Origin of the sequence: Mucilaginibacter sp. NFR10, assembly GCF_900100445.1 — a bacterium.
Lineage (GTDB): Bacteria > Bacteroidota > Bacteroidia > Sphingobacteriales > Sphingobacteriaceae > Mucilaginibacter > Mucilaginibacter rubeus.
This window is the reverse complement of record NZ_FMTV01000005.1, coordinates 422340-439941: the sequence shown is the minus strand read 5'-3', so window position 1 is coordinate 439941 and position 17602 is coordinate 422340. Positions and strand designations below refer to the sequence as shown.

General features: G+C 42.8%; 15 protein-coding genes. 14 read left to right on the top strand and 1 reads right to left on the bottom strand.

Translation table 11 applies throughout. From position 1 onward, the window contains the following. Window positions 1–29 precede the first annotated feature (29 nt). The 14 genes from bamA (at window position 30) to BLP33_RS18695 (ending at window position 16849) form a co-directional block, all read left to right on the top strand. The gene (gene bamA, locus BLP33_RS18760) at window positions 30–2582 is read left to right on the top strand and encodes an outer membrane protein assembly factor BamA (RefSeq protein WP_090531920.1); all 2553 of its coding nucleotides are present in this window, start codon (window positions 30–32) and stop codon (window positions 2580–2582) included. Window positions 2583–2598: 16 nt separating this feature from the next. Beyond that, the gene (locus BLP33_RS18755) at window positions 2599–3129 is read left to right on the top strand and encodes an OmpH/Skp family outer membrane protein (RefSeq protein WP_090532069.1); all 531 of its coding nucleotides are present in this window, start codon (window positions 2599–2601) and stop codon (window positions 3127–3129) included. A gap of 48 nt (window positions 3130–3177) precedes the next feature. Further along, a complete protein-coding gene (locus BLP33_RS18750; protein ID WP_090531918.1) occupies window positions 3178–3690 on the top strand; it encodes an OmpH/Skp family outer membrane protein in 513 nt (170 codons plus the stop codon). 224 nt (window positions 3691–3914) lie between these two features. Next, entirely contained in the window at window positions 3915–4427 is a 513-nt protein-coding gene (locus tag BLP33_RS18745; protein ID WP_090531916.1) for an OmpH/Skp family outer membrane protein, read from the top strand. Window positions 4428–4493: 66 nt separating this feature from the next. Further along, window positions 4494–5339 (top strand): glutamate racemase, encoded by an 846-nt coding sequence (gene murI, locus BLP33_RS18740; RefSeq protein WP_090531914.1) that lies wholly within the window; start codon window positions 4494–4496, stop codon window positions 5337–5339. Between the two features lie 172 nt (window positions 5340–5511). Then, window positions 5512–6582, top strand: a complete 1071-nt coding sequence (nuoH, locus tag BLP33_RS18735) for an NADH-quinone oxidoreductase subunit NuoH (RefSeq protein ID WP_090531912.1) — start codon at window positions 5512–5514, stop codon at window positions 6580–6582. 132 nt (window positions 6583–6714) lie between these two features. Beyond that, complete coding sequence (locus BLP33_RS18730) at window positions 6715–7305, top strand: 4Fe-4S binding protein (RefSeq protein ID WP_090531910.1); 591 nt, start codon at window positions 6715–6717, stop codon at window positions 7303–7305. Window positions 7306–7331: 26 nt separating this feature from the next. Continuing rightward, window positions 7332–7850, top strand: coding sequence for an NADH-quinone oxidoreductase subunit J family protein (locus BLP33_RS18725; RefSeq protein ID WP_254780198.1), 519 nt, complete (start codon window positions 7332–7334; stop codon window positions 7848–7850). After that, window positions 7847–8152, top strand: a complete 306-nt coding sequence (gene nuoK / locus BLP33_RS18720; RefSeq protein WP_090531905.1) for an NADH-quinone oxidoreductase subunit NuoK — start codon at window positions 7847–7849, stop codon at window positions 8150–8152. The genes BLP33_RS18725 and nuoK overlap by 4 nt, the downstream gene beginning before the upstream one ends. Window positions 8153–8238: 86 nt before the next feature. Next, complete coding sequence (gene nuoL, locus BLP33_RS18715; protein WP_090531903.1) at window positions 8239–10347, top strand: NADH-quinone oxidoreductase subunit L; 2109 nt, start codon at window positions 8239–8241, stop codon at window positions 10345–10347. 5 nt (window positions 10348–10352) lie between these two features. Further along, a complete protein-coding gene (locus BLP33_RS18710) occupies window positions 10353–11957 on the top strand; it encodes a complex I subunit 4 family protein (protein ID WP_090531901.1) in 1605 nt (534 codons plus the stop codon). 127 nt (window positions 11958–12084) lie between these two features. Then, complete coding sequence (locus BLP33_RS18705; RefSeq protein WP_175490058.1) at window positions 12085–13944, top strand: mucoidy inhibitor MuiA family protein; 1860 nt, start codon at window positions 12085–12087, stop codon at window positions 13942–13944. A gap of 7 nt (window positions 13945–13951) precedes the next feature. Then, window positions 13952–15445 carry an NADH-quinone oxidoreductase subunit N gene (locus BLP33_RS18700; protein WP_090531897.1) on the top strand — a complete coding sequence of 498 codons (1494 nt, stop codon included), beginning with the start codon at window positions 13952–13954 and terminating at the stop codon, window positions 15443–15445. Between the two features lie 96 nt (window positions 15446–15541). Further along, window positions 15542–16849, top strand: a complete 1308-nt coding sequence (locus BLP33_RS18695; protein WP_090532068.1) for an ammonium transporter — start codon at window positions 15542–15544, stop codon at window positions 16847–16849. A 172-nt stretch (window positions 16850–17021) separates the two neighbouring features. Here BLP33_RS18695 and BLP33_RS18690 read toward each other — a convergent pair whose 3' ends face one another. Then, the gene (locus BLP33_RS18690) at window positions 17022–17546 is read right to left on the bottom strand and encodes a dihydrofolate reductase family protein (protein ID WP_090531895.1); all 525 of its coding nucleotides are present in this window, start codon (window positions 17544–17546) and stop codon (window positions 17022–17024) included. Between the last annotated feature and the right edge of the window lie 56 nt (window positions 17547–17602).

Below are 17602 nucleotides of genomic sequence, written 5' to 3'. Positions count from 1 at the left end.
AATTATTTTTAGCCCACTAAAATATTCGAATGTATAAATTTCTTTTTGCTATTCTTTTCTCGGTTTTGGCTACTACGGCTTTCGCCCAGATATCCAATGGGCCGAGGCCTACGCTTACAAAATCGATACCGGCTGATAGTTTAAGTTATCTTAATCCTAAAGATTATATTATTGGTGGCATTTCTGTTAGTGGCGCAAAATATCTTGATAAAGACATCCTGATCCAGTTATCCAAATTAACCAAAGGCGATCGTATCAACCTGCCTGGCGAGCGTAATGCCGAGGTAATTAAAACCTTATATCAACAGGGCTTATTTGATGATGTTCAGTTAAACATCACCAAAATTAATATGGATACGATTTACCTGGAGATTGCCGTATTGGAGCGTCCGCGTTTATCACGCATGCACTTAACCGGCATCCGCAAAGGCGAAATTGAAGATGTTCAGAAAAAATTGAACGACCGTGTAGGCAAGATCGTAAATGAAAACCTCATCAGCACAACAACTGCTATCATTAAAAAGCATTTTAACGAAAAAGGTTTCTTAAACACTACCGTTACCATTACCCAACGCAAGGATCAGGGGGATGTTAACAGTGTTATATTGGATGTTGCCATTGATAAAAAGACCAAGGTTAAAATTAACGACGTTATTTTTGAAGGCAACAAAGCATTTAAAACAGGTACGTTGCGCGGATTTTTAAGTAAAACCCGTAAACGTAAATGGTATAACCTATTTGGTTCAAAGAAATTTAAACAGGATAAATACGAAGAAGATAAACAAAACCTGGTTGAAAAAATGCAGGCCAGGGGATACCGTGATGCCGAGATCCTGAGTGATTCTGTGTGGAAGCATGACGATGAAACCGTAAATGTAAAACTTAAGGTATACGAAGGCCCTAAATATTACTTTGGCAATGTTAGGTTTTCGGGCAATGCCAAATATAATACCGACCTGTTAAACAGGATCCTCCATGTTAAAAAAGGCGATGTGTTTAGCGAAGACGAGCTGAACAAACGTTTAAGCGGCCCAACTCCGGGCAATGATGATATTTCGTCGTTATACCTTAATGACGGTTATCTAACCTTTAATGCGGATCCGGTACAAACAAGGGTTTATAATGACACTGTAGATGTTGATGTGAGGATTTATGAAGGCCCTCAGTATACTATTAACCGCGTTATGTTAAAAGGTAACGACGTTACCAACGATAAGGTGGTAATGCGTGAGATCCAGACTAAGCCCGGTCAAAAATTCAACAAAGACCTGCTGATCCGCAGTGCGCGTGAAATAGGCCAGTTGGGCAACTTCGACGAGCAAAAAACCGAACCTAAACCAACCAATATCAATCCGCAGGATGGTACTGTTGACTTGGTTTATAACGTAGTTGAAAAACCTTCAGACCAGATCGAGCTTTCGGGTGGTTTTGGTGGCGGCCAGTTGGTAGGTACATTGGGTTTAACCTTTAATAACTTCTCTATCCGTAATATCTTCCATCTTAAAGCTTACAAGCCGCTGCCAAAAGGCGATGGTCAGAAACTGAGCTTAAGGGGACAATCAAGCGGTCGTACTTATCAAAACTTCTCTTTCACATTTTCGGAGCCATGGTTAGGCGGTAAGAAGCCAATCTACTTCGCATTGTCGGCTTATACGCAGGGAAGCTCAACTGGTCAGTACTATCCAAAATCAAGTCCTTACTATAATAAGTTGCGTATTAATGGTATTGGGGTTACATTGGGTAAACGTTTAAAATGGCCTGATAACTATTTCCAGTTAAACTATTCACTTAACCTTGACCACTACAACCTTGACAATTATAGTAATTACCTGTTCACTAACGGTACCTCGTATAACATCAAGATAACCCAGGAGCTTACCCGTAACTCTGTTGACGCGCCTATCTTCCCGACACAGGGTTCAAATATTAAATTTACTGTACAGGCTACGCCGCCATACTCGTTGTTTAACAATATAAACTATAAGATAGCTACGCCGGAAGAACGTTACCATTTTGTTGAGTATTATAAATTTAAATATGATGCGCAATGGTTTTCAAAACTGGTAGGTAAGTTTGTATTGATGTCGCAGGTAAGGTTTGGTTTCCTTGGCCAGTACAATCACCAGGTTGGCCCATCACCGTTTGAACGCTTTAAATTAGGTGGCGACGGTATGCAGAGCTATCAGTTTTTACAGGGTAGCGAGATCATCGGTTTACGTGGTTACCAAAACTTCTCGATAGTGCCTGAAGGCTCAAACGAAACTCAAAATAATAATACAGGTAGTGCGATCTACAATAAATACACACTGGAGCTTCGCCACCCGGTTATTGCAAGCCAGTCGGCAACGATTTTCTTGCTGGCCTTTGCCGAAGGCGGTAACGCATGGAACCAGTTTAGCCAGTTTAATCCGTTTAACGTAAGGCGTTCGGTAGGTGTGGGCGCAAGGATATTTTTGCCTATATTTGGCTTACTGGGGTTAGATTATGGTTATGGCTTTGACAAAATACCGGGACAACCGGATGCTAATAAAGGCCAGTTCCATTTTACAATTTCTCAGAGTTTATCCGGCGGATTTAATTAATTTGCGTACCGAATATATGAAGAAGATAATTTTAGTGGCCTTTTTAACGTTAACTGCTTTTGCAGGCGCTTATGCGCAACGTTTTGCTTATGTTGATTCGGAGTATATATTAAAGCACATGCCCGAATATGCCTCATCACAAAAGCAATTAGCTGCATTATCTGATCAGTGGCAGAAGGAAGTTGATGGCCGTTTTCAGGAAATTGACCGCCTGTATAAAGCTTATCAGGCCGACCAGGTGCTGATGACCCCTGATATGAAAAAACGCCGTGAGGCCGAAATTGTTGATAAAGAAAAGGCCGCGAAAGATTTTCAACGCCAGAAGTTTGGTCCGGATGGCGAGCTTTCACAAAGAAGCACAGCGCTGATTAAACCAATTCAGGATAGAGTGTCTAAAGCTGTACAAGCAATTGCCGAAGGCGATAACCTGGATATGATTTTTGATAAAAACAGCGAGGTTATTATGTTATATGCTAACCCGCGGTATGATAAAAGCGCGGATGTTATAACCAGATTAGGACTAAAACCCGGGGTATTTGCTAAATAATTTGAATTAAAATAAATCGAACTATTATTTAAACACAGAAAAAGGAAAATGAAAAAACTATTTAAAGTTGCCTTAGTTGCAGTAGGTTTGTTATTTGCGGGCAGCTTTGCAAATGCTCAGACTAAGATCGGCCACATCAACTTCAATCAGCTGATTGATATGATGCCCGAAACTAAAACTGTAACTGCTTCGATACAGGCTTATCAAAAAACATTTATTGATCAGCTTACTACAATGAATAATGAGTACCAGACAAAAGGCCAGGACTACCAGTCAAAAAGGGCAAGCATGACCGATGCTGTACGTACTGCTAAAGAAAACGAGCTTACCGATATTCAAAAACGTATGAATGATTACCAAAACAATGCCCAGCAACAGGTTGATGCTAAAAGGCAGGAATTAGGTAAACCGCTTATTGATAAAGCTACCCAGGCAGTACAGGCTGTAGCTAAAGAAAAAGGCTATGCTTACGTATTAGATTCATCACAGATCACCTTATTGGTATCTCCTGATGCTGATGACCTGATGGCAGCTGTGAAATTAAAATTAGGTTTGAAATAAGAAATACAAAAGACATAAAAAAAGCGCCCTGATTAAACGGGACGCTTTTTTTATGTTTGCCATTTAAATTACACATTGTTATTTTAGCCGGGTAAGGGTAGCTGTCAAATGTTCCTGTTCATTGTAAGCTCTCCCCAGGTTAGTTCATGAGTAATTTGCTGATACACGTTACAAAAACAAACAGATAATTATTATCCATTATTAAACACAGGACACAAAACAAAATGAAAAAACTATTTAAAGTCGCCTTAGTTGCAGCAGGTATGTTGTTCGTGGGTAGTTTTGCTAAAGCGCAAACAAAAATAGGTTATGTTAATTTTAGCCAGGTTATTGACCAGATGCCTGAAACTAAAACTGTTTCTACAACATTACAGGCCTATCAAAAAACATTCATTGATCAGTTAACTACTATGAACAATGAGTTACAAACCAAGGGTGCCGATTTGGAAAAAAACGGTTCAACTTTGACAGATGCTGCCCGTTCAGCAAAAACTTCTGAATTGCAGGATATTCAGAAACGCATGAACGATTACCAAAACAATGCTCAGCAACAAGTTGATGCTAAAAAACAAGAATTAGGCAAACCCATTATTGATAAAGTTAGCCAGGCTGTACAAGCGGTAGCTAAAGAAAAAGGTTACGCTTATGTATTGGATTCATCACAGGTTAGCATGATCGTATCTCCTGCAGGCGACGATCTGATGGCTGCCGTGAAATTGAAATTGGGTTTAAAATAAAATCACCTTTAAGTAAATTATACAAAAGCGCCCCGTAATTACGGGGCGCTTTTTTTATGTTTGTGTATGTCAAATCAACCCATTGGTATTTTTGATTCGGGTTATGGCGGGCTAACGGTGTTTCGTTCTATTATTGAGCAGCTGCCCGGCTATGATTATATTTATATGGGCGATAATGCCCGTGCACCCTACGGCAACCGCTCATTCAGCACCATACACCAGTATACCTGGGAATGTGTGCAGTGGATGTTTGACCAGGGATGCCCCTTAGTGATCCTGGCGTGTAATACGGCATCGGCCAAGGCATTACGTACCATTCAGCAGCAGGACCTTAAACAGATAGATGATCCGTCGAAAAGGGTATTGGGTGTTATCCGCCCTACGGCCGAGGTTATTGGCGATTATACTAAAACCAAAGAGATTGGAGTGCTTGGTACAAAGGGCACTGTTCAGTCTGGCTCATACCTGCTGGAGATCCAGAATTTTTTCCCCGACATAAAAGTTTACCAGCAGGCCTGTCCGCTTTGGGTGCCGTTAATTGAAAACGGGGAATACGATAAACCCGGTGCGGATTTTTTTGTGCAGCTGTACCTGGACCAAATCATGGCACAATCGCCCAACATCGATACCATTTTGTTGGCTTGCACACATTATCCTATTATCCAGGACAAAATAAAAGCACATTTGCCCGAACGCATTAATGTTATAGGGCAGGGCGATATCGTGGCTAAAAGCCTTGTTAGTTATTTAAACCGCCACCCCGAAATTGAGCAAAAGCTTAGTCGGAACGGCGAAAATAAGTTTTATACCACTACCGATGATACTGCCGATTTTGACCATCATGCTTCGCTGTTCTTCTCGGCCCCGGTAAAATCAACGTTTATATCGGCAAATGATTTGGTGAAGTGTTGAACCGTGATTTCTATGGTTATAGGATGATCATGATACAGAGCTTCAGGCGTTGATATATCAGGCAATCCTTAAATCAGGTAAATCATGGTTCTCCTATCAACTTAATATATAATTTAATCATTCTAAATAACTCAACATTTAGTAAGTTTGCACCCTTAAGCAAATATTCCTGTTGAACTATTATTTTACATATTTTATTGCAGCAATCGGGTTGTTCAGTTTTTCGGCCTTTTTCGCTTTATTCGGTGTATATGCCGAGCGTAAAATATCAGCGTTTATACAAGACAGGCTCGGTCCAACGGAAACAGGAAAATATGGTTCACTGCAAACGCTGGCCGATATTTTAAAAATGCTTCAGAAAGAGCTGATCGTCCCGGCAGCTGCCGATAGATGGTTGTTTATGTTGGCTCCGGCAGTAATATTCATAGCCGTATACCTCGGTTTCGCCGCGCTACCCTGGGCCCCCGGGCTTATCCCTTCAAAGACTAATATCGGCCTGTATTATATCTTCGCCATTATTTCCATCGAAACATTGGGCATCCTGATGGCAGGCTGGGGATCAAATAACAAATACTCTATCCTGGGCGCTATGCGCTCGGCAGCACAGATCATTTCGTATGAGATCCCTGCCGGTTTTGCCATTATAGCTGTTGTGATGATAGCACAAACGCTGGATTTGCAGGTGATTTCGGCCCAGCAGGGGATCCTGGCGACGGAAAAAGTTAAATTCGCTGGTTTTTGGGACGTATCTCAAATAGGCGGTTTTTTTAGCTGGAACATATTCCGTGCACCTCATTTACTCATCGCATTTGTGATCTATTTTATAGCTTCACTGGCTGAAAGTAACCGTGCGCCTTTTGATATTCCGGAGGCGGAGTCTGAATTGGTAGCCGGTTTCCATACCGAGTTTACAGGGATTCGCTTCGCGCTGGTATTTTTGGCCGAATATTCGATGATGTTCCTGGTATCCATGATAGCAGTAATATTGTTTTTAGGTGCCTGGAATACGCCGCTGCCCAACATAGGCGGCGTTAAATTGGCAACATGGACTACCAATGTGCCTTGGGGGATATTATGGGTAGTATTAAAAACATTAGGCCTGGTGGGTGTTCAAATGTGGATCAGGTGGACATTACCCCGCTTGCGGGTTGACCAGCTCATGAACCTTTGCTGGAAAGTATTGACCCCGGTGGCTTTCGCTTGTATGCTGATATCGGGTGTATGGAGGTTGTGGCTGATGTGATTTTTAATTTCGGATGTCGGATGTTCGATTTCGGATTTAAAAGAATTAAGTTTTATAATTAATTGAATAATAAGAAACAAGGATTAGCAGTAGTAAAGGAAATATCCTGAGCATCCTAAAATCCTAAAAATCATGGTTCAGAAAGTAATAAAAGCGTTTACAACGGCGTGGAAAGGTTTAAGCCTTACCATCCGGCATCTCTTTGCGGGTAACGGCAAAAGGGAGATTGTAACCGTGAGCGATAGTAATTACTTTAAGCAACTGGAGCATGGCACAAATACCATCCAATATCCTAAGCAACAACTGCCGGTACCCGAAGTGGGCCGGTATCAGTTGGATGTGGAAATGGATGACTGTATAGTGTGCGATTTGTGCGCCAAGGTTTGCCCGGTTAATTGTATTGATATTGAATCGATCAAGGCTACGGAAGCGATCGGCCAAACATCCGACGGTACAACCAAGCGTTTATATGCTGCCAAGTTTGATATTGATATGGCCAAATGTATGTATTGCGGCTTATGTACCATCGTGTGCCCAACCGAATGCATTACCATGACTAATCAGTATGATAAAACAGTTTTTCAGCTAAGCGATCTGGTTTACCAGTTTTCGGATATGACGCCCGAAGATGCCGCCGAAAAGCGTGCCCTTTTTGACAAACAACAGGCCGAAAAACAGGCTGCCAAATTAGCCGCCATGAAACAAAAGGAGGGTGGGGCATGACGTTGATGCGGGTGTTGTTTTATGTAATGAGCTTTATCGCAATTAGCTCGGCCCTATATGCTGCTTTAAGTAAAAACCTGGTCAGGAGTATTTTTATATTTTTTGTGACCTTGTTTGCATTAGCTGGTTTGTATGTAATTGCCCTTGCCGATTTTGTTGCCGTAACTCAAGTGGTAATTTATGTAGGAGGCATTTTGGTGTTAATCCTTTTTGCATTTATGCTCTCCGGTCGGGAAACATTGAATGTGATCCAACAGCAGAAAGGGAAATTCATTAATATGGCTAAAGTACCGGCGGTCATATTGGCTGTGCTGTTTTTAGCGGTGATTGTAAACATTATTGTTAAAGCCGATGCTGATAACCTGCCATGGGTAAAACAATCCATCGCGCAAAAAAATGAAATAATGCCAACCTCTTCAACTATAGATAATATAGGCGTTAACCTCATGACCACCTATCTGCTGCCTTTTGAGGCCATTTCTGTTTTATTGCTGATGGCTTTGGTAGGTGCGGCACATTTATCACGTAAGGAGGGCAGGGCATGATCACGTTAACCGATTTTTTACTGGTAGGTGCGTTACTGTTTTGTACAGGCATGTACATGATTGTATCCAAACGTAACTCGATACAAGTATTAATAGGTATTGAACTGATGCTGAATGCTGCCATTTTAAACCTGGTAGCTTTTGGTAAATATGATAAGCTGAATAACGGCGGACAGGTGTTCGCCTTGTTTGCAATTGTGCTGGCAGCGGCTACAACAGCGGTTGCGCTGGCCATCGTCCTGAATGTTTACCGGCGATATAAAACCATTGACCCGGATGAGATTAAAAATTTGAGGGATTAAAAAAACGTAGGACGAGCAAACATAATAAGATTTGCATATTCGGAGACGCATGTGATGCGTCTCTACAGAGAAGATAAAAAAACTAATTGGGCACCGCGCTTTTACATACCGATCAAACCATCATCAGCTACACCATTGCAGCTGTGGCTTTACCGTTGGCGGCCTCGATCATCAACTTTTGCCTGCCGGTAAAAAGTAAAGCAGCGGGCTGGATTTCAACACTGGCCATTTTGGTGGGTTGCGTACTATCAGCCATTGTGTTTGCAAGGGTGTGGAACCAGCAACCGCTGCACACCCAAAAACTATGGTTTACCATTGGCAACACCAAAGTTTTCGCGGGCATCCTGCTTAATAATCTGTCAGCGCTGATGCTGCTGTTGGTATCGCTGATTGCCTTGCCTGTTCACATCTATTCCACAGCTTACATGAAGCATGACGACAGGTACAGTCGTTATTTTACCTACTTAAGTTTCTTTTGTTTCAGCATGCTGGGTTTGGTTGTGGTAGATAGCCTGGTGCTGTTCTATGCTTTCTGGGAGCTGGTGGGCTTTTCATCATACCTGCTTATCGGTTTTTGGTTTACCAGGGATAAAGCCGTACAGGCCAATAAAAAAGCCTTTATCATGAACCGTATCGGCGATATCGGTTTGCTAAGTGCTATCATTATCCTATTTGCCCAGTTTCATACGTTTGATATTGATGCCTTATTTGGACAACATGGACTTGTTAAGTTTATGGGGCCTGATAACGGGCAATGGACTTTTGCTCCTAATAGGATGCCTTCTAATTATGGCTCTGTTTGGACCCGGGGGGCAATGGTTACATTACCCGCGATATGGCAGTATATAGCCTGCGCCGGGATCTTCCTTGCTGTTGCTGCAAAATCGGCACAATTCCCTTTGCATACCTGGCTACCTGATGCCATGGAAGGGCCGACGTCTGTTTCGGCGCTGATCCACGCGGCTACTATGGTGGCTGCAGGTGTATTTCTACTGGGGAGGGTTTATCCTTTGTTTACCGATACGGAGCTAACGGTTCTTGCTGTAATAGGTTGCTTTACCGCTTTCATGGCCGCCACTATCGCGCTTACGCAAAACGATTTAAAACGGGTGCTTGCTTACTCAACCATATCGCAACTGGGTTATATGATCCTGGCGATGGGGGTTGGGGCTTATGGCTCTTCACTATTCCATTTGGCTACGCATGCTTTCTTTAAATGTTTACTGTTTTTGGTGGCCGGGGTTGTGATCCACGAAATGCAGCATATCAGGGAGGAAAATAACCTGGATATCGACCCGCAAAATATTCAGTACATGGGTGGCTTGCGTAAAAAGTTGCCATTAACTTTTATTGTGGCAATTGTTGGTTCACTGGCGCTTATAGGTATTCCGCTTACTTCGGGCTATCTGTCAAAAGATGGCATCCTGATCCAGGCGTTTGAATGGAGCGAGGGTAGAAGCGCATGGCTTAAACTGATCCCGGCAGGTGCATTATTTACCAGTTGGCTTACTGCCTTTTACGTATCAAGGTTAATAGTGAAAGTATTTTTCGGAGAGTTTCGCTTGTTAAAACATCATCCGGAAATTAAAATTCATATCGGCGATGGCGGCTGGCAATATCGTATACCATTGATATTACTGGCAATATGCAGTCTGTTCCCACTGTTCTCGCTCAATCCTTTCTTTTATGAAAAAGCCTGGCTATTCGAAAGCTTAAAACCTGCCGAATTCATGGCCCGCGAAAATATCTACCATACCATTATTCCGATAGGAGTGAATATCTTAAGCGTTTTTGTAATGTACGCGGCCTATGCTATCTACGTAAAAAGAAATACGTTCTCGTTTCCGCAAACCGGCTTCTTTTACCGCTTATCCTATAATCAATGGTATCTGGATAAGATCTATAAGAAAGTGATTGTAAAACCAGTACTTGGCCTGGGCAAAGCCTGTTTTTGGTTTGATAGGAATATCATTGACGGGCTGATCCATTTAATTGAAAGGCTGAGCAGGAAGGTGGCAGACCTTACCGCCTGGTGCGATAAATATATTGTCGACGGATTTTTGCATTTAATGGCTGCATTAGTGCAAAGTATTGGCAATTTTGCACGTAAGTTTCAAAACGGCAAGGTGCAGTATTACCTGTATAGTATGCTGCTCATTGTGTTGGTACTCTTTATTTTAAAAATACTGATCTGAATTTAATGAACCTACTAACCCTACTCATATTTATACCTGTACTGTTTGCGTTGGTGATCGTATTGCTGCCATCGTCGGTTCGGGGGAGTTTTAAATATATTACCCTGCTGGCTACGCTTTTGCAGCTGGGTATCAGCATCGCGATCTACCTTAACTTTAAAACAGGTGCGGCAACGGCAGGTATTAACCATGAAGACCAGTTTCAGTTTGTACAGAAACTGCCATGGATTGCCCTTAACCTGGGCAGCATGGGCAAAATGCAGATAGATTATTTTGTAGGGATAGATGGCATTTCGGTAACCCTATTGGTAATGTCGGCACTGGTGATGGTGGTTGCTACGCTGGCCTCCTGGGAAATCAAGAGCAATCTCAAAGGTTTCTTCCTTTTGTTTTTACTGTTGGATATGGCCGTGATGGGTGTATTCTGCGCTTTGGATTTCTTCCTGTTTTACCTGTTTTATGAGCTCATGTTACTGCCGCTCTATTTCCTGATCGGAATGTGGGGCGGTGTACGCCGGGAGTATGCGGCCATCAAGTTTTTCTTGTATACCCTGTTTGGTTCAGTATTTATGTTACTGGTGATGGTAGGTTTATACCTATCAGTAAATGATCCGGCTACAGGTAGCCATACTTTCAATATTATCCAGATGATGAACCCTGCCAATTATACCCAAGGTTCGGTATTTTCAGTGGCGGCACATCAAACTATATTGGGGATGCCTGCGCGTACGGTTGGTTTTGTGGTATTGTTTATTGCATTTGCCATCAAAGTGCCGGTTGTGCCTTTACATACTTGGTTGCCCGATGCGCACGTTGAAGCGCCTACACCGGTATCTATCATTCTTGCCGGTGTGCTCCTTAAAATAGGCGGTTACGGCATCATCCGCATCTGTCTGGGAATTTTCCCGGAGATAGCATCATCCGGCGCTTTTTGGCTTGGGTTGATTGGGGTTGTTTCGATATTATATGGTGCCTGCAACGCGCTGGCCCAGCGCGATCTGAAGCGGATGATCGCTTACTCATCGGTATCGCACATGGGTTTTGTGTTACTGGGCATTGCCTCGCAAACTGCCGAAGGTGTAAGCGGCGCGGTAATGCAAATGGTAAGTCACGGCTTTTTATCATCAATGCTGTTCTTTTTGGTGGGTGTGGTTTATAACCGCGTACACGACAGGGATATTTATCATTTCCGTGGATTGGGCACTCAGATGCCTCAATATACAGCCTTTGTTATGGTGGCTTTCTTTGCCTCACTGGGGCTGCCGGGCTTTTCGGCATTTGTGGCCGAAGCATTTACACTGACGGGTACATTTAAATCGCCAACGGTTAACGGTTTGCTGCCATACTGGATGGCTGTTTGCGGTTCGGTAGGGATCCTGTTGGGAGCGGCTTATTTCCTGTGGACGCTGCAGCGCATGTTCTTCGGAAAAGTATCACTTAAAGGCGGCGAGGTTTGGAAAATAGCACTTACCGATGTAAGCATCCGCGAAAAGCTGGCGCTGATACCACTTGCCGCTGCAGCATTGGCTTTAGGTTTGATGCCGTCGTTGGTGTTTGGAAAAATCAATGATTCGGTATTGGCATTGATACAGTTTTTACAGGCTAAATAAAAAAATAGTGTTTCAACATAAATTCATTTATGGAAAAGTGCATACACCTGCATCTTTTATTTACGCTGCCCCCGGCAACCCGGGCATAAGCGAAATAACAGATGGTATGTATTTAACCGAAAGAATTATGTTTAAAAAATTATCTATCGCAGCAGCATTGCTTTTTATCGCTGCAGCAACAAGGGCCGATGAAGGCCAGAAGGTAGCCTCAAAAGTTCAAAAAGTAACCGTGTTTTTGAACGGAGCACAGGTAAGTCGTACCGCATTGGTCAATATCAGCCCCGGCACATCAACGCTGGTGTTTGAAAACCTGTCGCCTGGAATTGATGTGCAGAGTATCCAGGTAAATGCAGGCGGCGATTTTACGATTCTTTCGGTTAATCACGAACTTGATTTTGCCGATAATGATATCAGGCAAAAAGATATACAGGCTATCGACGCAAAAGTAAAGCTGGTAAGAAACAAAATAGCCTTGCAAAACAACATGCTCTCCATTTACCAGGAAGAAGCTAATACGCTGGCTAAAAACCCGGTGAGCAATGGGACTAATGTTGCGCTGGATCCGATCAGACTGAAACAGACACTCGATTTTCAGACCGCCCGCTTAAACGAGATCAAAAAGAATCAGCAAGCCGTAAATGATCAGATAGAGTTATTTAACGACGAGCTTGAAGGTTATAACAAACAAATTGCTGAGATTAACAAAGCAGGTGTTAAAACAACCAGTAATGTTTTGGTCACTGTATCGGCAAAAGTAGCCTTGCAGGCAAATTTTACTTTAAGTTATCTGGTGCGAAATGCGAGCTGGTTCCCTACCTACGATATCCGTGCTAAAAATGTGAACAGCCCTATAACTATCGTTTACAAAGCCAACGTGTCGCAAAAAACGGGTGAGGACTGGAAAAGCGCTAAGCTTACCTTATCAACCGGTAACCCAAGCGTAAATGGGGCGAAGCCCGAGCTTACGCCTACTTATCTTAACTTTGGTATGTACTATTCAGGTACCGGTGTTCCAATAACTAAAGTAATGGGTAGAGTAGTGAGCAGGGATGATAACAGCTCCATCCCTGGTGTAAGCATCAGGGTAAAAGGTACATCAATAGGGGCCGTAAGTGATGCCGGTGGAAATTACAGCATCCAGATCCCTAACGCCAATGCTGTGCTTACTTATAGTTTTATTGGATATGAAACATTAGAAAGGCAGGCCAATGCGCCAATGATCAACGTGGCGCTAAATCCGTCTTCACGACAGCTTAACGAGGTGGTTGTTGCAGGTTATGGCACGGAATATAAAAGGGATTTGACCGGTGCTGTTGCGAGAATACAAGATAAAAATATAATTAACACGGTTCCTATCGAAGTAAAAAAAGAAGAGAACCAAACCAATATTGAGTTTAACATCGCTAACCCTTATACGGTACCAAGTGATGGCAAACAGTATGCGGTTGAAATTAGCCAATATAATATTGATGCTACTTATCAATATTACGTGGCGCCAAAATTGAGTACCGATGTATTCCTCACCGCGCAGCTTACCAACTGGAATAAATACAGTTTTCTTTCGGGCGAGGCCAACCTGTTTTTTGAAGGAACATACATTGGCAAGTCGCTGATTAATACCGATGCTACTACCGATACACTGAACCTATCGTTAGGTACCGATAAAAATATTGTTGTTACCCGTACGCTGGAGAAAGGTTTGGCCATGCGCCAGTCATCAGGTTCAAACCAAAAGGAAACCCGTAACTGGCTTATCGACGTAAAAAACAGGAAAAGCCAGTCGGTTAATTTATTGGTTGAAGACCAGGTACCTGTTTCGCAAAATAAAGATATCGAAGTAGAGGCGCAGGAAACATCAGGCGCAAAACCTGATGCAACAACAGGTAGGGTTTCATGGAATTTCATGTTAAATTCGCTCGATGAAAAGAAGGTGAAACTAAAATACCAGGTTAAATACCCCAAAAATCAATCAGTAATAGTACAATAAAATATAAATGCACGATCTGCTTCCCCATATATCAGTTCAGTTAACCAATGTTTTTGGCAGCATACCCTATTTTATGCCCGAAATTTATTTAACCGGGCTGTTTTTGGTAGTGCTGATAACCGACCTGATATTTGGGCGCAGATCTGTAAAGCTTTGTAAAATAGTAGCCTGCGCCGGCTTGCTGCTGGTGTTGTTTAAAGACCTGCAGCAGGTAGCCCTGATCCTTGACGGCGATCATGTTATCTTCGGCAGTATGTTACTGCTGCGCCGGTCGGCGGTATTTTTCAAGATCATTATCGATCTGCTTTCATTCATTCTCCTATTAAATTTTACCTGGGATGACAAGCTGAAGGTGCATCCAAAAGGCTTATCAGACCTGTATACCATTTCCATAGCATCTATTTTAGGTCTGCATTTAATGGCTATGGCTATTAACCTGCTCTCGGTTTATCTTGCCATCGAGATGGTATCCATAGCATCATACCTGATGGTGGCTTACCGGTCTGAAACTGCTTTAAGTACCGAAGCCGGTTTAAAGTACGTGCTTTTTGGCGCGGCATCATCGGCTGTTATGCTATACGGGATCTCGTTATTGTACGGCTTCAGCGGCTCGCTGGATCTGCCGGGTATTGTAGCCCAGTTGCCTAATGTAAACCCGGTGAGCGCTTCATTTGCTTTAGTACTGGTGCTGATTGGCATAGGGTTTAAATTATCATTTATGCCAATGCATTTTTGGGTACCCGATGTTTACCAGGGGGCGCCCACGCCGGTTACCGCATATCTTTCAACCGTACCTAAAATAGCAGCTTTTGCGCTGCTTGTAAATGTGATGCCTTTGTTCCTGTTTTCGGCGGATTGGAAGGGGATTGATTTTGGGATAGTTTTATCGGCCATTGGTATTATCACCATGATAGCCGGAAATTTTGCTGCCGTTTTGCAAAGCAATGTAAAAAGGATGCTGGCTTATTCAAGCATTGGCCACACCGGTTTTGCTTTAATGGCAGTAGTTACGTTCAATTTACAGGGCTTATCATCATTAACCTATTACCTGGCCGTTTACGCGTTAGCCAATATCGGGGCGCTGACACTGGCATCGTACTTCAGCAATATTGTGGACGCTGAAGAGGTGGAAGCTTACAAGGGGCAGGGCTTAAAATACCCTGTAGCCTCGGTTTGTTTTGTAATTATCCTTATTTCTTTAACGGGGATCCCGGTTACTGCGGGGTTTACGGGTAAACTGTTTGTGTTTTCGGCGGCTTACAGCGCCTATGAGCAAACACACAGTACCTGGCTGTTGTCGCTGATGATAACGGGCGCCATAACCACGGTAGTATCGTTGTTTTATTACCTTAAAATTCCTTTGTATTTATTTCTGAAAAGGACAGAAAATGCTGAAGTTGCCAGTGAAAGATCTTATAATTTACTTGTTTTAGCTATTGTTATTAGTTTTCTGCTCGTTTTATTGGGGATTTTCCCGAATTCTATCCTGAAATATCTGTAGTTGTTGTTTTTTTTCAACAAAAGCCAATTATTTTCTTTTGTTTTTAGAAAAAATCATACCTTTCGTGCTGATTTAAAACATATTTTTTCTGAATACATGAAGAGGTATTTCCCTTTTTTCCTGATCTTAATTATACTTTCACTTACTTTCATTTTTCCGTCCGTTGATTTTAAGAATTCCGGTCATCCCAATTTTAATACGGGCGATATAGCCTGGATGCTAATGTCGACGGCGCTGGTTTTGATCATGACACCCGGTCTCGCGTTTTTTTACGGTGGAATGGTTAATAAGAAAAATGTGATCTCCACCATGCTGCAAAGCATCATTTGTATGGTGATCATTACAGTAATGTGGGGCATCTTTGGATTTAGCTTAGCCTTCGGCGATAGCTTTTATGGCCTTATCGGTAACCCCGGAACTTATTTCATGATGAAAGGCATGTTAGGTAACGCCACCTGGAAAGCCGCGCCAACCATTCCTTTACTGCTTTTCGCTATGTACCAGTTAAAATTCGCCATTATTACCCCGGCGCTTATCACCGGTGCATTTGCCGAGCGTATCCGTTTTAACTCGTACATTATTTTCCTGGTACTGTTTTCTATTTTCATATTCTCGCCGCTTGCGCATTGCACCTGGCACCCGGATGGCATATTAGCCAAATTTGGTGTGCTTGACTTTGCAGGCGGTACGGTAGTGCACATGTCGGCCGGATGGGCTGCCCTGGCATCGGCTTTATATTTAAAACGCCGTAATGAGGCTAATCATTCTCCTGCGCGGATTACCTACGTAATGATAGGTACGGGCTTGTTGTGGTTTGGTTGGTTTGGTTTCAATGCCGGTTCGGCTTTTGGCGCAAACGCTTTGGCGGTTACCGCTTTGGCTACCAGTACAACTGCTTCGGCTGCTGCCGGTGTTACCTGGATCTTTTTTGATATGCTGCTTGGCCGCAAGCCATCTGCAATGGGTACCTGTATTGGCGCTGTTGTTGGTTTGGTGGCTATTACACCTGCCGCCGGCTTTGTATCGGTGCCGCACTCGCTGGCTATCGGTATCATATCGGCTGTGGTGAGTAACCTGGTTGTGGAATGGCGTACCCGCACTTCTATTGATGACACGCTTGATGTATTCCCTTGTCACGGCGTTGGCGGTATGGTGGGGATGCTGTTAACCGGCGTATTTGCCAGTCAGCATGTAAATGCCAATAATACAACAGGCAACGGTTTGTTTTTTGGCGAGACACACCTGTTTCTCGTACAGTTGGTGGCATTGGTGTGCGTATCGATATTCGCATTCTTTGGTTCATTATTATTGTTAAAGATCACCGACATGATCTCGCCGTTAAGGGTATCGGCCGAAGAAGAAGAACAAGGCCTTGATATCAGCCAGCACGGCGAAAAATTATAATCACGTATTTCCAACCAATCCAATAAATCTAATGAAATTCCCGGCCGCAAGGCCGGGTTTTTTTTGGTTTAAGGGGTAGTAAAAAATATTAACGCGGGTTTAAGCGTGACGCCATTAGAAAAAAAACTCTCAAATCTCCTCTTAAGAAGGGCGGGGAGGGGAGAGTCTTTTTTTACGCCCTGGTATAATAAAGCAAAGCCGCACCACAGGCAAATGGTTTACAACTCACCAATTTTAACTCTAAATCATTTTTTAAAGGGTTAAAGGTTTGTTGTCCGTTACCAATCTCAGCCGGGTTTACAAGCAAACAAAACTCATCAATCAAATCATGTTGAATTAAGGATGATACAAACGAATCTCCTCCATAAACAAGGATGTCTTCACCATTTTTCTTTTTCAATGCTTCTATCGCTGCTTTTATGTCGCCGCCTATAATTTTTGTATTGTCCCATGGGCTTACTTTGAGGGTGTTTGAAAAAACAGCATTTGGAATATCCGCGAAACGCCTTCCAAGCTTATACTCAGCGTCATTAGGGTTGTTTGCTATTGCTGTCCAATAGGGAATAAAGCCTTCAGCTGTTTTTCGTCCATGTAAAATACAGTCCACATTCTTAAGATTGTCGATACTAAAATCAGACATTCCGCTGTCCCATTTATTGTTGAGTGCAAGGTTCATTTGTAATTTTAACTTTCTCATGCCGATCCGTTTTAGGGTAAATTGATATTACAAAGTTACAGGCCCAGCGGCTGCCG

What these genes read in the sequence shown, in the direction of transcription:
- bamA (WP_090531920.1), top strand. Translation starts at nt 30, where the DNA reads ATGTATAAATTTCTTTTTGCTATTCTTTTCTCGGTTTTGGCTACTACG.
- BLP33_RS18755 (WP_090532069.1), top strand. Translation starts at nt 2,599, where the DNA reads ATGAAGAAGATAATTTTAGTGGCCTTTTTAACGTTAACTGCTTTTGCA.
- BLP33_RS18750 (WP_090531918.1), top strand. Translation starts at nt 3,178, where the DNA reads ATGAAAAAACTATTTAAAGTTGCCTTAGTTGCAGTAGGTTTGTTATTT.
- BLP33_RS18745 (WP_090531916.1), top strand. Translation starts at nt 3,915, where the DNA reads ATGAAAAAACTATTTAAAGTCGCCTTAGTTGCAGCAGGTATGTTGTTC.
- murI (WP_090531914.1), top strand. Translation starts at nt 4,494, where the DNA reads ATGTCAAATCAACCCATTGGTATTTTTGATTCGGGTTATGGCGGGCTA.
- BLP33_RS18730 (WP_090531910.1), top strand. Translation starts at nt 6,715, where the DNA reads ATGGTTCAGAAAGTAATAAAAGCGTTTACAACGGCGTGGAAAGGTTTA.
- BLP33_RS18725 (WP_254780198.1), top strand. Translation starts at nt 7,332, where the DNA reads ATGAGCTTTATCGCAATTAGCTCGGCCCTATATGCTGCTTTAAGTAAA.
- nuoK (WP_090531905.1), top strand. Translation starts at nt 7,847, where the DNA reads ATGATCACGTTAACCGATTTTTTACTGGTAGGTGCGTTACTGTTTTGT.
- BLP33_RS18710 (WP_090531901.1), top strand. Translation starts at nt 10,353, where the DNA reads ATGAACCTACTAACCCTACTCATATTTATACCTGTACTGTTTGCGTTG.
- BLP33_RS18705 (WP_175490058.1), top strand. Translation starts at nt 12,085, where the DNA reads ATGTTTAAAAAATTATCTATCGCAGCAGCATTGCTTTTTATCGCTGCA.
- BLP33_RS18700 (WP_090531897.1), top strand. Translation starts at nt 13,952, where the DNA reads ATGCACGATCTGCTTCCCCATATATCAGTTCAGTTAACCAATGTTTTT.
- BLP33_RS18695 (WP_090532068.1), top strand. Translation starts at nt 15,542, where the DNA reads ATGAAGAGGTATTTCCCTTTTTTCCTGATCTTAATTATACTTTCACTT.
- BLP33_RS18690 (WP_090531895.1), bottom strand. Translation starts at nt 17,546, where the DNA reads ATGAGAAAGTTAAAATTACAAATGAACCTTGCACTCAACAATAAATGG.